Origin of the sequence: Mycobacterium neglectum (assembly GCF_002591975.1) — a bacterium.
Lineage (GTDB): Bacteria > Actinomycetota > Actinomycetes > Mycobacteriales > Mycobacteriaceae > Mycobacterium > Mycobacterium neglectum.
Map to the genome: position 1 here is coordinate 1 of NZ_NVQE01000003.1, position 13,357 is coordinate 13,357.

Sequence of the window (13,357 nt, forward strand, 5' to 3'; positions counted from 1 at the left end):
TCGAGTGCCTTGATCTTGGTGTTGCCGATCACGATGGTGTCCTCGCCCTCGAGGCTGATGTCCTCGGGGTAACGGCCCAGGATCGAGTCGAACTTCAGCAGGTGCGCCAGGCTGGCGTTGTCGGTCAAGTCGTTGACCGCAATGATCTCGACGTCGGTGTTCTTGCCCTCGGCCTGCTGCGCCGCCAGGGCCCGGTAGAAGTTGCGTCCGATTCGACCGAAGCCGTTAACGCCAACCCGAATGGTCACGTATCTCCTTTGTTTTCTTTGTGCCCTAAATTGTTGCCTCAATGCAGGCAGCCAGCCTAAGCAATCGAGCATTCGAAAGTCGCGCGACAAAATTCCGCGAAACCGCCGAAAGAATTGAACTGATTCGCCGTTAACCCGATATATCCCCCGCTTCGGGGGATAAATGGCGCCCGATATTACCTAGCGTGTCCGAAATGACCACCGCATCAAGTGAAGCGCTAACGTGGACAGCCGAAATCGATCAATTGGCGGTCAACACGCTGCGGTTCTTGGCGGCCGACGGTGTCGAGGCGGCCAACAGCGGTCATCCGGGCTTGCCGTTGGGTACCAGCCCGATCGCCTGGACGCTGTGGTCGCGCCACCTCCGACACGACCCCGCCGATGCGCAGTGGCCGGATCGCGACAGGTTCATCCTGTCGGCCGGCCACGGCTCAATGCTGCTGTATGCATTGCTGCACGTATTCGGCTACGACATGCCGATCGACCAGCTGCAGCGTTTTCGCCAACTCGGGTCCCGCACACCTGGACACCCGGAATTCGGCCACACCCCCGGCGTGGAGACGACAACGGGACCTCTCGGACAGGGGTTGGCCAATGCTGTCGGCATGGCGCTGGCCGAGCGGATGCTGGCCGCTCGGTGTAACACGGCAGAACACACCGTCGTAGACCACCGAACCTGGGTACTGGCCGGCGACGGTGACCTTATGGAGGGCATCTCGCATGAGGCGGCGTCTCTGGCTGGTCGATTGGGGCTCGGGAAGCTGACCGTCATCTTCGACGACAACGACATCACCATCGACGGTCCAGCAAGTCAGAGCTGCGCCGACGACGCAGCGGCACGCTTCGCGTCGTACGGATGGCAGATCCTCGCCGTCGACGACGGTAACGACATCGCGGCGCTCGACCAGGCGTTCACCACCGCGTGCGAATCCGAGGATCGGCCAACCTTCATCACGGTGCACACGACGATCGGCTACGGCGCGCCAGGGGTAGAAGGCACCTCGAAGGCTCATGGCAGTCCACTGGGCGCAGAGACACTTGCGGCGATGCGCGAACGGCTTGGTTGGCCGGCGGCGAGCTTTCACGTGCCGGTCGCGGTCGGCGCTACCGCCGCCGCCGTCGCCGTGAAGGGTGCTGCGGCACATGCCGATTGGGCAGACACCCACGCTCGGTGGCAGGCCGATCACGCACAGCTCAGCGCGGACTATCCCCTCGACGCCACGCCCCGACCCGAGGACCTCCGCGCCCTGACCCCGCTCTCTGATGGAGCGGTCCCCGGTGGCAAAACCGCGACCCGCAAGGCGTCTGGTGCGGCCCTCAACGCGCTCGCGACCGTGTACCCGGGACTCATCGGTGGCTCTGCGGACTTGGCGGGGTCGACGAATACGGCCATCCCCGGCGGGGACGTCGGACCCGGCGATTACTCCGGACGCACCATCCATTTCGGAATCCGCGAGCACGCGATGGCCGCGGTGATGAACGGAATCTCGCTGCACGGCGGGCTTCGGCCGTTCGGCAGCACATTCCTGGTATTCGCTGATTACCTGCGACCGGCGCTGCGCTTGTCTGCGCTGATGAAGCAGCCGGTGGTCTACGTGTTCACCCACGATTCGGTGCACGTTGGCGAGGACGGACCTACTCATCAGCCGATCGAACAGCTCGAATCGCTCCGATTGATACCAGGTCTGACCGTATTGCGCCCCGCCGACGCCGCCGAGACGGCGCTGGCCTGGGAGCTGGCGGTGACCAATGTCGATGGTCCCACCGCACTGGTGTTGAGCCGCCAGGATCTCCCGATCCTCGGGGGCGCTGGACTCGACGAGATTCGCAGCCACGGCGCGCGGGTCGTCCGCGCCCAGGCTGGGCACCAGGATGTGGTGCTGGCGGCCAGCGGATCCGAGGTTGCCCTTGCGCTCGATGCCGCTGACGTGCTGGCGGCCAGGGGTGTGACCGCCACTGTGGCCTCGGTGATGTGGCGCGAACGCTTCGACGAGGCTGTGCGGAACGGGCGGCACCAGCTGCCCGATGTGCCTGTGGTGTGGATCGAGGCGGGCGTGCCGATCGGGTGGCGCGCGATTGCCGGACCCCGCGATGCCGTCGTCGGCATTCAGCGGTTCGGCGAGAGCGGCCCAGGTGGCGACGTCGCCGCGCACCTCGGACTGACTCCGACCGCGGTCGCGGACGCCGCACTACGCGTCGCCGCATACCAGCGGAGCGACGCGGAGTGGTCCGCTATTTCCGACGCTTGACGCGGCCACTACCGTTGGCGCTCAGGGACTTTCATGACGGCTCATGCGCTGGACGCATGACCGTCCAGGTCGTCGAGGAGACCCAGATCGTCGAACATCTTCAGCGTCTCCATCGCCGATTTCTCGTCGAGGCGGCTGATCGCGTATCCGGCATGCACGATTGTGTATTCCCCCACCTGCATGTCCGGCAGGTAGGCCAAACAGACGGTCTTGGTGTTGCCACCGAAGTCAACGGTGGACATGCGGGTGCCCGCAGCCTCCCAGACGTCGATCACTTGGCCGGGAACTCCGAGGCACATATGCCTTCCTTTCCGGTCAGGCAATCACGGCGACCGTGCGCGGGTGTGGGCTCCCGCGCGGGTTGCGATCACGCTAGCCAAATTCCGCCGGGCCGACAATCAGAATTTCGCACAACAAGACTGCGTTTTTCTGCCTGTCATTCCGCCGTGGATGACCACCGCGCAGCGATAGCTTTGTGTGGAGCGCCCATTCGCAGTACCTGCGACGACGAGGGCGAGGAGAGTCCAACATGGAGACGGCGGTGCGAAGCAGTGCATGAGCTGTCGCTGTGCCGTGCGATCGCCGGCGTCGTCAAGACCTATGCCGCCGATCGGCATGTCGATGTCGTGCACGTCCAGGTCGGCGCTCTGCGTCAAGTGGTACCCGATTCATTGTCCTTCTGCTGGACTCTGGTCCGCGAACACGAGTGCATGCCCGACGCACAGCTGGAACTCGAGCTGGTTCCTGCCGAGGTGCAGTGCCGCTCGTGTGCACAACGGTCGGAGATCGCTTCACGGTGGTCCGTGTGCTGTCCGAAATGCCAGAGTGCCGACGTCGAGGTGGTCAAAGGCGAGGAGTTCCAGGTGACGTCGCTCGATGTGACGTGACGTGCCAAGTTTCATGAAAGGTGATGAGCATGGGTAGATTTCATCGGCACGACGACGGCACGGTGCACGCCCATGAGCACGAAAGCCACGACCAGGCCCACGACCACGGGGACCACAGCGGCTACGAGACCGGCTCTGCGCGGGTAGACGTGCTCGAATCGATATTCGCCGAAAATGATGTCCGCGCAGACTTCAACCGTAATGCGTTCGAGCAACATGGGATTCGCGCCCTCAATCTCATGAGTTCACCGGGCTCGGGCAAGACAACGGTGCTCGCCGCATCACTCGACGAACTCAGGGGCGAGATCGCCGTCGGGGTGATCGAAGGCGATATCGCAACCGACCTCGACGCGGCCAAGCTGGGTGGCCGAGGGGCACAGATCTCTCTGCTCAACACCAACAACGGCTTCGGCGGTGAATGCCACTTGGATGCGCCGATGGTCAACAGGGCGCTGCAGGGTCTGAATCTGCCCGAGCTCGACCTGGTCATCATCGAGAACGTCGGCAACCTGGTCTGCCCTGCCGAGTTCGACGTCGGCGAGCATGCCAAGGCGATGGTCTATTCCCTCACTGAGGGTGAGGACAAGCCGCTCAAGTACCCGGTGATGTTTCGCTCGGTGGATGTGGTCCTGCTCAACAAGATTGACCTGGCCCCCTATCTCGAGGCCGACATCGACACCTATATCGGACACATCCGCGAGGTCAACCCGACCGCCATGATCCTTCCGATCAGCGCCAGGACGGGCGCGGGCATGCCGGACTGGTTCACCTGGCTACGTCGGTTCGCCGCCGACGTGCCATGTGTTCAACACGGTTGATCTCGCTGCGGCAGCCCCACATTCGGGCCGGATTATCAGGCCGGCAGCGCGGCGTTCAACGGAACCTTCACGGTAACCGTGGTGCCCGAGGCAGGGCTCGACTGTATGGACAGTTGACCACCTACCAGTTCGGCCCGCTCAGTCATCGACAACATTCCGTAGCCGGCGGGTTTGGCCACACGATCGCGGAGACCATCCCCAGAGACGGTGGATTGGCCCGTATCGAAACCGACCCCGTCGTCGGCGACCTCGAGGCGTGCGACGTGGTCGCACACCGAGAACCGCAAGCTCGCAACACTGGCGTGCGAATGCTTGACGACGTTCTGCAGGCACTCCTGGGCGATGCGATACAACGCGACCTCAATGTGTTCGGGCAGCCGATCGTCGGCAAGCTCGAGCTTCAGGTCGACCTGCGGGATCGAAGCCGCCAGACTTGCCAGCCCGCCGGCCAGGCCGAGGTCTTCCAGAACCGGTGGCCGAAGGCCGCTGATAGCCGAGCGCGCCTCCTCCAGCGTCAGTCCGACCATTTCACGGGACTTCGCGATCTGTTCGGCCGCCTCCGCGGAGTTTTCCTCGTCGACGGCGCGGGCTGCGGCGTCCAGCCGATACGTGAGCGTCACCAACCGCTGCGAAATGCCGTCATGGATGTCACCCGCCAGGCGGCGCCGCTCCACCTCCTGGGCCTCGATCACCTGCTCGGCGAAGTTCTCGTGTGCTCGCTCGCGGGCCTTCAGCTGTCGATGCAGCCGGCCCTGATGCAGTGCGCCGGCTATCAGCCGCCCGATGACCAGCAGCAACTCGACGTCACGCGCCGTGAAATTACGCTGCTCGACGGTGTGGACGTTGAGGACGCCCACAAGGCCGCCCGGCTCGGTCTCCATCGGAACCGATGCCATCGAGGTGAAGTCCGATCCGCGCAATGATCCGATCGGCACATAGCGAGGGTCGGCTTCCTTGTTGTCGGTGATGACCACCGGTTGACGATGGCTGGCCACCCACCCGGAGACGCCTGACCCCAACGGCAGCCGGATCCGGCCGACCTGCTCGTCGAACGGTGGCGTCGCACCCACCAGGGTCAGGGACCCCTCGGTGTCGTCGAGTACGTGCACGAAGCAGACATCCGATGCGGTCGCCGCAATGATCATCCGCGCAGCCGCGGCCGCCATGACCTCCAACCCAGGTCCGCTGGAGGTTGCGGCCACGATGTCGAGCAGGAGGGCGACCTCGCGATCGGGGTCGACCAGGCCGCGCATGGCGCGCGCTCCGGATGTCGTCACCTGTAGATGCCCTCCCGTAGTGCGGTGGCCGCCGCGCTGGTGCGGTCGCTGACGCCGAGCTTGCGGTAGATGGACCGCAGGTGGCTCTTCACCGTCTCATCGCCAATCACCAGCTTGTTGGCAATCCCACGGTTGGACAGGCCGGTGACCACGTATGACAGGATCTCGCTCTCCCGTTGAGTCAGCCCCTGCCGGGCGCCCGGCCAGAACTCGTTCGATTGCAGACGCGCAGCGGTGTCGACGGCTCGCGCGGCCAGACCGGCGTCGATCGCGGTCGAGCCGTCGCGTACGTACTCGAGTTGACGAACCAGTTCGTCGCTGGTGATTCCTTTGAGCAAGTACCCGGCCGCACCGACACGCAGCGCCTGGAATAGATACTGCTCGTCGTCGTACACCGATAGCAGGATCACTTTGCGCTCTGGATCTCGTTCCCGGATTGACCGACACAGATCCAATCCGCTTGCACCCTGCATCCGGACATCGCACAAAACGACATCGGGCATGAGGTTGGCAATAACGCTGAGCGCATTCTCCACACCGACGGCCGCACCAACCACACGCACTCTTGTATGGAACGAGGCGAGCATCGCCTTGAGGCCCTCGATTACGATCTCGTGATCGTCCACGAGGACAACTCGCACAGGCCCTGCAACCACTGCCACCGTCATGTATGCACGGTAGTGCCGAATCTTTCGATCGTGATAGACCTTTCGGTCCCGTTCACCCCGCGAATCCCCCACTTCGGGGACCTTCGCCCAGGCTTGGAACCTGCCGGTTCACGTTGCTGGGCTCTTTTCAGTCTCGGTTAGACGTCGACGCTGCCGCTCGCCCGGCTTGATCGGAATGTTCGGCCAGCCAACGGATATCCATGTGACGCACCCGACGATGCTCGAGCACGATCCACAGTATGCCGAATACGATCGCCAGAACTGCGACGACTGCGGTCATCATGGTGTATTCGCGTTGGTTGTAGGCAACCGAGGCAACACAGCCGGCCATTGAAATTACGCCGAGCGCAATGGAAAGGAGACCCGGCCAACAATAGCCGTCGATGAATGTCTCGCCCGCGTGTTGGTGTGTTGTGCGGTAGTGATCAACGGGATCGCGATGGTTTCTTCCCATAGCGCCTCCAATGCGCAGTAACGACTAGTACAGACCGCCGCGTCGCGAGTTGCGAAACGGTGTATCCGCAACCACAAGTCGCGCTCATGTGAGCGTGCAGGAGCATCTGTGGTCGTCGAATACTGCAACAAGCATCGAGCGGCCACCTGCGCCCTTCATCCCCCTGACGGGTGGTATTTGCGGGTGGGTTTGTGGCGTGCGAGGTGTCATGTCCCGCAGACTTCAAAGACCTTGTCTTCAGAAAGGATTCGCCTGCGCAAGCTCGTTAGCGTGGCTGTTCTCGCTGTTCTTGCGGCTTCGGCGTGTGCCCCAGGTATACGACCACGACCGCAGCGGCCAACGACATGACGCCGACCACCCACATCGCCGCCTTGGCGTTGCCGGTCAGATCGTTCAGCCATCCGGTGATGTAGGGGCCGCCGAATCCGCTGAGGTTCCCCAGCGAGTTGATCAGTGCGATGCCGCCTGCCGCGGCCACTCCGGTGAGGAAGGTCGAGGGCAGCGCCCAAAACACCGGCAGGGCACACATGACCGAACAGGTGGACAGGGTGACCGCGACCATCGCCAGGTAGGGATCGCTCATGTAGAGCGCGGCCGGTATGGACACCGCCCCGACGATCGCGGGGATCGCCACATGCCATACCCGTTCGTTGGTGCGGTCAGCATGGCGCGCCCAGGGCACCATCACCAGGGCGGCAACGACATAGGGCACCGACGTCACGAGTCCGCGCTCGATGATGCTCAGATGCGTGCCGTACTGCTCCTGGAAACCGGCAACGATCGTCGGCAGAAAGAACCCGACCGCGTACAGGCCGTAGGTGATTCCGAAGTAGATGAATGCCAGCAATAGGATCCTCGGGTGGCTGAGTGCCTTCTTCAGCGGCCAGTGCTGGCCGCTCTCAGCCAGCGACCGCTCGAAGTCCAGTGTCGTTTCCAGCCAGTCCTTTTGGTCGGCGTTGAGCCACCCGGCCTCGGCCGGTCGATCCGTCAGGTAGAACCAGCAGACGAACGCGAGAATGACGGCGGGGATGCCCTCGACGAGGAACATGACGCGCCAACCTTCGAGGCCGAAGATGCCGTGTCCCCAATCGATGACCAACGAGGACAGGGTGGATCCGATGGCAGTTGATACCGGCACGGCCACCATGAACAACGAGACCGCCTTGGAGCGGTGTCTTTCCGGGAACCAGAAAGTGAGGTAGAGAATGATTCCCGGGAAGAAACCCGCTTCCGCAACGCCGAGCAGGAACCGAAGGACGACAAGGGTTTCGAAGTTGGGCACGAATGCGATTGCAGTGCTGATGATTCCCCACGTCAGCATGATGCGCGCGATCCAACGGCGGCCGCCGAACCTGTTGAGAGCGATATTGCTCGGCACTTCCAGCAGCAGGTAGCCGATGAAGAAGATGCCCGATGCGAACCCGAACATCTTTGCGCTCATCGCGAGGTCTTCGTTCATGCCGTTGGGCCCGGCGAAGCTGATGTTGACGCGATCGAGGTAGTTGATGAAATAGAGCAGCACGAGGAACGGGATCAGACGGCGGGTGACCTTCTTCACCGTCTGCTGCCCCACAGCCGAATCGGGGAGGTGGGTCGTCATCGTCGCCCTTCTGCGCAGGTCCGTCGCAATCGAAGCAGATTACCCGCGTTTCATGGGCTGTTTGGGGCTGTCGTTCCAGGTACTGCCCGGATTCCATGCACCGTGAGCGCTATGGCTAGTCGTTCGTGTACTCGGCGGGGCACGACAGGTCCACGAAGACCGTGTTGATCGCTGCACTTCCGGACGACTCACGGATACGTTCGACCGAGCAATTGGCCAGCGGCCCGCCCCTCGTCCCGTTGAGGTTCACCCGGTAACCCTGCGCACGCAGTTCGTTGACAACGTCGGTGGCTGACCCACCTCCCGACGGCGCTGCGACCGCTCCGGTCGCTGATGCCAACCCCACCGCTGTCATCGTGAAAGCCGCACCGATCGCAAGAATGCACTTGTTCATTGATCTATCCTTTGTTGTTGTCGCGATATAGGTTGCGCTACAACATGGTTCGGGCGAGTAAATACCTCAGTCGCCGTACGCCATGAATAGCTTTGTCTTCGAACACTTTCCAACCTATGCCCGGCCGTCATACATGTCAGATGACTCATAGGAACCGCATATCTTTAAGGCTCCCGGTCCCTTTGATGAATCCTCTTGCCGCGTAGTCCAACTCGCGACATCTGAGATAACCGTCGCTCCAGGCACTGCTGTTCCCCAACGCCATTGCTCTGGCGCGTTCGCTCACTACGCCCACCGTCTGCACGTGAGCGGGAACGAATGCCGCGAGCTGATGGCAGCCGTTCGAACGTCGTGTTCTCATTGTCGGGATCCCGTGGCGACTCGTCGCGACACGCATAGGAGTTTCATATGCACGGGATGAGGAGACTGTTGCCGACCGAACGCCGCAGCCGCACTATCAAGATCAGGCTCGTGCACACAGCCGGTTTCTGTGAATCTTCTATGTGAACCCTGACACCCGGCTGCGGCGTGGCAACAATGGGGGCATGACGTCGTCAATGGCCGGCGATCGAACACCTCGCAAGGCGATCCTCGGACAGCTGCCACGAATGCAGCGGCCGGACGGATCGCCTATCCGGGTGCTGCTCGTCGACGACGAACGTGCGCTGACCAACTTGGTGCGTATGGCGTTGCAGTACGAAGGCTGGGACATCGCCGTCGCACACGACGCCCAGGAAGCGCTCGCCCTGTATCAAGCGAACGTGCCCGATGTCGTTGTCCTCGACATCATGCTTCCCGATGTGGACGGCTTGGGGGTGTTGGAGCGACTCCGCCAGTCGGCGACATACACACCGATTCTGTTCCTCACGGCCCGGGACTCGGTTCGCGACCGGGTCGCCGGTCTGACCGCAGGCGGAGACGATTACATGACCAAACCGTTCAGCCTGGAGGAACTGGTGGCCCGATTGCGTGGCCTACTGCGCCGGTCGGCGTACATGACTCCAGATGACCAGGAACGCATAACGGTCGGCGATCTTGAGCTCGACGGAGCCAGCCGGGAGGTCCGCCGTGCCGGAGTTCCGATTGCGCTCACCTCCACCGAGTTCGAGCTGCTGCGATTCATGATGCGAAACCCGCGGCGAGCACTGAGCCGGCAGGAAGTGCTGCGGCGGGTATGGAATTACGACTTCGGCGGACGTTCGAGCGTCGTCGACCTGTATGTCTCCTATTTGCGCAGGAAGATCGATGCCGATCAGAAGCCCATGATTCAAACCGTCCGCGGGGTTGGCTACATGTTGCAGCCCATTCAATGACCGTCATGCACGCGTCGAGAGGCTGGCGCACGTGGCCCCTTCGACACCAGCTCGTGCTGGGCGTGTCGGCCGTCGTCATGGCGGCTCTACTGGTAGTCGGGGCCCTTTCGGTGCTCACGCTTCGAAACACGTTGACGAACATCACTGATACCCAATTGTCCGCAGCTGCAAATGGTTACAGCTATTCGGCGGCCAAGTATCGATCGACTCCGCGGCCGGACGGCACGCTGCCGCCGCCCGGGGCGATGAAACCGCTCACTCAGTTGATCGGTCAGGCGCCGGGTAATGTCGCGGCCCTCATTCAAGACGGCCGCATTGTGGATTCGGCGCTGTTCCAGGACGGAGAGGCGCAGCCGGTCCCGGAAGCGGCACTCAGGAAGGTCGCGGAACAATCATGGGGAGATGGCGGTTCGCGGACCATCGAGTTGCCTGGGCTTGGCGACTACTTGATCGACAGTCGCCCAGGCGATCCCGGCGAGTTCTTCGTCAACGGCGTATCACTACGGCCGACGCAGCAGGCGGTCACCCGGGAGACCGCGGTTGTCGTCGCTGCGACGGTGTTGGCGCTACTGGGTACCGCGCTGGGCACGTTGATGATCGTGCGGTTCGCACTACGCCCGCTGGGTCGGGTCGCAGCGACCGCAGCAGAGGTGGCCGTCCTGCCCCTGAACCAGGAGCAACACGCGATCACCCCACGAGTGCCTGCCACCGACACCAACCCTCGCACCGAGGTCGGGCTCGTCGGCGACACCCTCAATCGGCTACTCGCCCACCTCGAACGCTCGCTGGGCGAAGCGGCGGCCTCCAACCGACGAATGCGACAGTTCATCACCGATGCAAGCCACGAGTTGCGCACGCCGTTGGCAGCAATCCAGGGGTATGCGGAGCTGACACGCCAGGACAGTTCCGTGCTGCCCGAGACCACCGAATATTCGCTGGCCCGAATCGAAGCCGAAGCGCACCGGATGAATTCGTTGGTCAGCGACCTGCTGCTGCTCGCCCGCCTCGACGAGGGGCAGGACCTAGAGACCGTCGATTTCGATCTCACCGACATCGCTGTCGACGCTGTGAACGACGCAGCAGTTTCCGCACCGACGCACCAGTGGCTGCTCAACTTGCCCGAAGACGCGGTCCCGGTGCGAGGGGACCGCTCAAGGCTGCACCAGCTGCTGGCCAACCTGCTGTCGAATGCGCGTGTACATACACCGCCCGGCACCACAGTGACGACCGGCGTTGTCACCGTCCGCGCCGATGACGACAGGGCATTCGCCGAACTGACCGTCATCGACGACGGCCCAGGGATCCCCGACGACATGATCGGGCACCTTTTCGAACGGTTTGTCCGCGCGGACAAGTCCCGGTCACGGCAGGCCGGCAGCTTCGGGTTGGGGCTGGCGATCGCCGCGTCGATCGTCGAGGCCCACGCGGGTTCAATCTCGGCCGAATCCCAAGGGGGCCGGACGACGTTCCGGGTGCGGTTGCCCTTGGTTACGCCACTGCGTCGAAACCGACAGGCCGATTCACCGACGAACGAGCCGTCGCGCGCCACACGCGAGGCGATCGTCACTGCTAGAACCAGGCTGCTACCTGCGTCAGTGGACACGATCCGCAGCGAACGTCAGTAACTCGAGGATGCTACATGGGCCCGATGAACATTAATTCTGCTAATGTGAATTAAGAATCATTAGCTGTACTAATGCCAGGTGGGTTTCTACCGTCTATTACATGAACTCACCCCTGGTGATTGGCTTCCTTGCCTCGCTGACGCTGATCGTGGCGATCGGCGCGCAGAACGCGTTCGTACTGCGCCAGGGCATCCGCGGCGAACACGTACTGGCGGTGGTCGCCGTGTGCGCCGTGTCCGACATTCTGCTGATCACCGCGGGCATCGCAGGCATCGGAGCCCTCATCGCCGCACATCCGGGCGCCCTCGATGTCGCACGGTTCGGCGGCGCGGCGTTCCTGATCGGTTACGGCCTGCTTGCGGCGCGGCGCGCCTGGCGGCCGTCCGCGCTGACCCCGTCGGAGAAGGGCCCTGCACGACTGCTCGAGGTGCTGGTCACCTGCCTCGCTCTGACGTGGCTCAATCCTCACGTCTACCTCGACACCGTGGTCCTGCTCGGCACGCTGGCAAACGAGCACAGCGAAGAACGTTGGTTGTTCGGCGTCGGGGCCGTCACCGCCAGCCTGGTGTGGTTCGTCTGCCTCGGACTCGGGGCTCGTCGACTCTCCGGCCTATTCGCCACCCCGATCACCTGGCGGATCCTCGACGGGTTGATTGCCATCACAATGACCGGCCTCGGCGTGTCCCTGCTCTTGTCCTGAGAAGCGGGTATGCCGTTCATATGACCGCAGAACAGAAGACTGTATTCATCACCGGAGCCGCAGCGGGGATCGGCAGGGCGACCGCCCTGAACTTCGCTCGTAGAGGATTCACCGTCGGCGGCTTCGACATCGACGAGGTCGGCCTGAAGTCATTGGCCGACGAGATCGACCGGCTCGGCGCCAAGGCGGTCGTCGGACACCTCGACGTCACCGACTCCGACGAAATGGCGCAGCGAGTCGGCGAGTTCGCCAACTCGGCAGGCGGCAGGCTCGACGTGATGATCAACAACGCCGGCATACTGCGCGCCGGCCGGTTCGAGGAGATGGACATCGGCGGCCACCTCAAGGAAATCGACATCAACGTAAAGGGCGTGACGAACGGGCTGCACGCCGCATTTCCCTATCTGCGATCCACGCCGAACGCGCTGGCGGTCAACCTGGCATCCGCGTCGGCGATATACGGCCAGGCCGAACTCGCGAATTACAGCGCGACCAAGTTCTTCGTACGCGGCATCACCGAGGCACTGGACCTCGAGTGGGAGCGGTATGGGATCCGGGTGATAGCAATGTGGCCGCTGTACGTTCAGACCGCGATGACCCAGGACCTCAAGACCGGCACCACCGAGTCGCTCGGCATTCGGTTGACCGCCCAGGACATCGCCGATGCCATCGTGGCCGCGACCGAACCGTCGAAGTTGCGCCGAGCCATCCACCAGGTGCACTTCCCCGTCGGGCCGCAGACCAAAGCGCTGGCCGCCGGTTCCCGCTTCTCCCCCGGCTGGCTCACCCGGCTGGTCAACAAGAGATTGGCGCAACACTGATGTTCAAGATGACCGTCGAAGACGTGTTCGCCATCCGCAATCGGGGCGTGGTCGCGACCGGCCGAGTCGAAACCGGAACGCTACGCGTCGGCGACGCCGTCCATATCAACGGCGGCCCCGGCGTGACGGTCTCCGCCATCGAGAAGTTCCGCAAACAGCAGAATGAGGCGACGACCGGCGAGAACGTGGGCGTGCTGATCAAGGGAATCGAAAGAGCTCAGCTCAATCGCGGCGACGTCCTGACGTCGTCGTCCTCGTCCTCGTCGTACGGCGAGGCGCCGCCAATCTGAGCCCATCCAAGTT

General features: G+C 63.1%; 15 protein-coding genes. 8 read left to right on the forward strand and 7 right to left on the reverse strand.

Features of this window, described 5'->3' with window-relative positions:
* Window positions 1–248 (reverse strand): glyceraldehyde 3-phosphate dehydrogenase NAD-binding domain-containing protein (locus CSQ99_RS03285; protein ID WP_245908659.1); only part of this gene is annotated, 248 nt, incomplete at its 3' end.
* 194 nt (window positions 249–442) lie between these two features.
* Here CSQ99_RS03285 and tkt point away from each other — a divergent pair.
* On the forward strand, window positions 443–2,497 hold the full coding sequence (gene tkt / locus CSQ99_RS03290; RefSeq protein ID WP_099037630.1) for a transketolase: 2,055 nt from the start codon (window positions 443–445) through the stop codon (window positions 2,495–2,497).
* Window positions 2,498–2,538: 41 nt separating this feature from the next.
* Here the strand turns inward: tkt and CSQ99_RS03295 are convergent, their stop codons facing one another.
* On the reverse strand, window positions 2,539–2,796 hold the full coding sequence (locus tag CSQ99_RS03295; protein WP_099037631.1) for a HypC/HybG/HupF family hydrogenase formation chaperone: 258 nt from the start codon (window positions 2,794–2,796) through the stop codon (window positions 2,539–2,541).
* 252 nt (window positions 2,797–3,048) lie between these two features.
* Here CSQ99_RS03295 and CSQ99_RS03300 point away from each other — a divergent pair, with 252 nt between their 5' ends.
* Both CSQ99_RS03300 and hypB read left to right on the forward strand, forming a co-directional pair.
* A complete protein-coding gene (locus tag CSQ99_RS03300) occupies window positions 3,049–3,384 on the forward strand; it encodes a hydrogenase maturation nickel metallochaperone HypA/HybF (protein WP_099037632.1) in 336 nt (111 codons plus the stop codon).
* 29 nt (window positions 3,385–3,413) lie between these two features.
* A complete protein-coding gene (gene hypB, locus CSQ99_RS03305) occupies window positions 3,414–4,202 on the forward strand; it encodes a hydrogenase nickel incorporation protein HypB (protein ID WP_099037843.1) in 789 nt (262 codons plus the stop codon).
* Window positions 4,203–4,237: 35 nt separating this feature from the next.
* Here the strand turns inward: hypB and CSQ99_RS03310 are convergent, their stop codons facing one another.
* The 5 genes from CSQ99_RS03310 to CSQ99_RS03330 all read right to left on the reverse strand — a co-directional run bounded on the left by CSQ99_RS03310 (window position 4,238) and on the right by CSQ99_RS03330 (window position 8,595).
* Complete coding sequence (locus CSQ99_RS03310; protein WP_099037633.1) at window positions 4,238–5,455, reverse strand: GAF domain-containing sensor histidine kinase; 1,218 nt, start codon at window positions 5,453–5,455, stop codon at window positions 4,238–4,240.
* A gap of 20 nt (window positions 5,456–5,475) precedes the next feature.
* Window positions 5,476–6,147, reverse strand: a complete 672-nt coding sequence (locus tag CSQ99_RS03315; protein ID WP_176560856.1) for a response regulator — start codon at window positions 6,145–6,147, stop codon at window positions 5,476–5,478.
* A 127-nt stretch (window positions 6,148–6,274) separates the two neighbouring features.
* Window positions 6,275–6,601, reverse strand: coding sequence for a protein UsfY (gene usfY, locus CSQ99_RS03320; RefSeq protein WP_099037634.1), 327 nt, complete (start codon window positions 6,599–6,601; stop codon window positions 6,275–6,277).
* A 265-nt stretch (window positions 6,602–6,866) separates the two neighbouring features.
* Window positions 6,867–8,201 (reverse strand): MFS transporter, encoded by a 1,335-nt coding sequence (locus CSQ99_RS03325; RefSeq protein ID WP_099037635.1) that lies wholly within the window; start codon window positions 8,199–8,201, stop codon window positions 6,867–6,869.
* Between the two features lie 115 nt (window positions 8,202–8,316).
* On the reverse strand, window positions 8,317–8,595 hold the full coding sequence (locus CSQ99_RS03330) for a hypothetical protein (protein WP_099037636.1): 279 nt from the start codon (window positions 8,593–8,595) through the stop codon (window positions 8,317–8,319).
* Between the two features lie 545 nt (window positions 8,596–9,140).
* Here CSQ99_RS03330 and CSQ99_RS03335 point away from each other — a divergent pair.
* The 5 genes from CSQ99_RS03335 to CSQ99_RS03355 all read left to right on the forward strand — a co-directional run bounded on the left by CSQ99_RS03335 (window position 9,141) and on the right by CSQ99_RS03355 (window position 13,344).
* A complete protein-coding gene (locus CSQ99_RS03335) occupies window positions 9,141–9,908 on the forward strand; it encodes a response regulator transcription factor (protein ID WP_099037637.1) in 768 nt (255 codons plus the stop codon).
* 5 nt (window positions 9,909–9,913) lie between these two features.
* On the forward strand, window positions 9,914–11,533 hold the full coding sequence (locus tag CSQ99_RS03340; protein WP_099037845.1) for a sensor histidine kinase: 1,620 nt from the start codon (window positions 9,914–9,916) through the stop codon (window positions 11,531–11,533).
* Between the two features lie 100 nt (window positions 11,534–11,633).
* Window positions 11,634–12,233 carry an L-lysine exporter gene (lysE, locus tag CSQ99_RS03345; protein ID WP_099037638.1) on the forward strand — a complete coding sequence of 200 codons (600 nt, stop codon included), beginning with the start codon at window positions 11,634–11,636 and terminating at the stop codon, window positions 12,231–12,233.
* 20 nt (window positions 12,234–12,253) lie between these two features.
* The gene (locus CSQ99_RS03350) at window positions 12,254–13,054 is read left to right on the forward strand and encodes an SDR family oxidoreductase (protein WP_099037639.1); all 801 of its coding nucleotides are present in this window, start codon (window positions 12,254–12,256) and stop codon (window positions 13,052–13,054) included.
* The gene (locus CSQ99_RS03355) at window positions 13,054–13,344 is read left to right on the forward strand and encodes an EF-Tu/IF-2/RF-3 family GTPase (protein WP_099037640.1); all 291 of its coding nucleotides are present in this window, start codon (window positions 13,054–13,056) and stop codon (window positions 13,342–13,344) included. Before CSQ99_RS03350 ends, CSQ99_RS03355 begins: the two co-directional genes overlap by 1 nt.
* Window positions 13,345–13,357 lie beyond the last annotated feature (13 nt).

Bases quoted from the DNA above. Each gene is read 5' to 3' on its own strand.
- tkt (WP_099037630.1), top strand. From the start codon at position 443: ATGACCACCGCATCAAGTGAAGCGCTAACGTGGACAGCCGAAATCGAT.
- CSQ99_RS03295 (WP_099037631.1), bottom strand. From the start codon at position 2,796: ATGTGCCTCGGAGTTCCCGGCCAAGTGATCGACGTCTGGGAGGCTGCG.
- hypB (WP_099037843.1), top strand. From the start codon at position 3,414: ATGGGTAGATTTCATCGGCACGACGACGGCACGGTGCACGCCCATGAG.
- CSQ99_RS03310 (WP_099037633.1), bottom strand. From the start codon at position 5,455: ATGCGCGGCCTGGTCGACCCCGATCGCGAGGTCGCCCTCCTGCTCGAC.
- CSQ99_RS03315 (WP_176560856.1), bottom strand. From the start codon at position 6,147: ATGACGGTGGCAGTGGTTGCAGGGCCTGTGCGAGTTGTCCTCGTGGAC.
- usfY (WP_099037634.1), bottom strand. From the start codon at position 6,601: ATGGGAAGAAACCATCGCGATCCCGTTGATCACTACCGCACAACACAC.
- CSQ99_RS03325 (WP_099037635.1), bottom strand. From the start codon at position 8,201: ATGACGACCCACCTCCCCGATTCGGCTGTGGGGCAGCAGACGGTGAAG.
- CSQ99_RS03330 (WP_099037636.1), bottom strand. From the start codon at position 8,595: ATGAACAAGTGCATTCTTGCGATCGGTGCGGCTTTCACGATGACAGCG.
- CSQ99_RS03335 (WP_099037637.1), top strand. From the start codon at position 9,141: ATGACGTCGTCAATGGCCGGCGATCGAACACCTCGCAAGGCGATCCTC.
- CSQ99_RS03340 (WP_099037845.1), top strand. From the start codon at position 9,914: ATGCACGCGTCGAGAGGCTGGCGCACGTGGCCCCTTCGACACCAGCTC.
- lysE (WP_099037638.1), top strand. From the start codon at position 11,634: ATGAACTCACCCCTGGTGATTGGCTTCCTTGCCTCGCTGACGCTGATC.
- CSQ99_RS03350 (WP_099037639.1), top strand. From the start codon at position 12,254: ATGACCGCAGAACAGAAGACTGTATTCATCACCGGAGCCGCAGCGGGG.
- CSQ99_RS03355 (WP_099037640.1), top strand. From the start codon at position 13,054: ATGTTCAAGATGACCGTCGAAGACGTGTTCGCCATCCGCAATCGGGGC.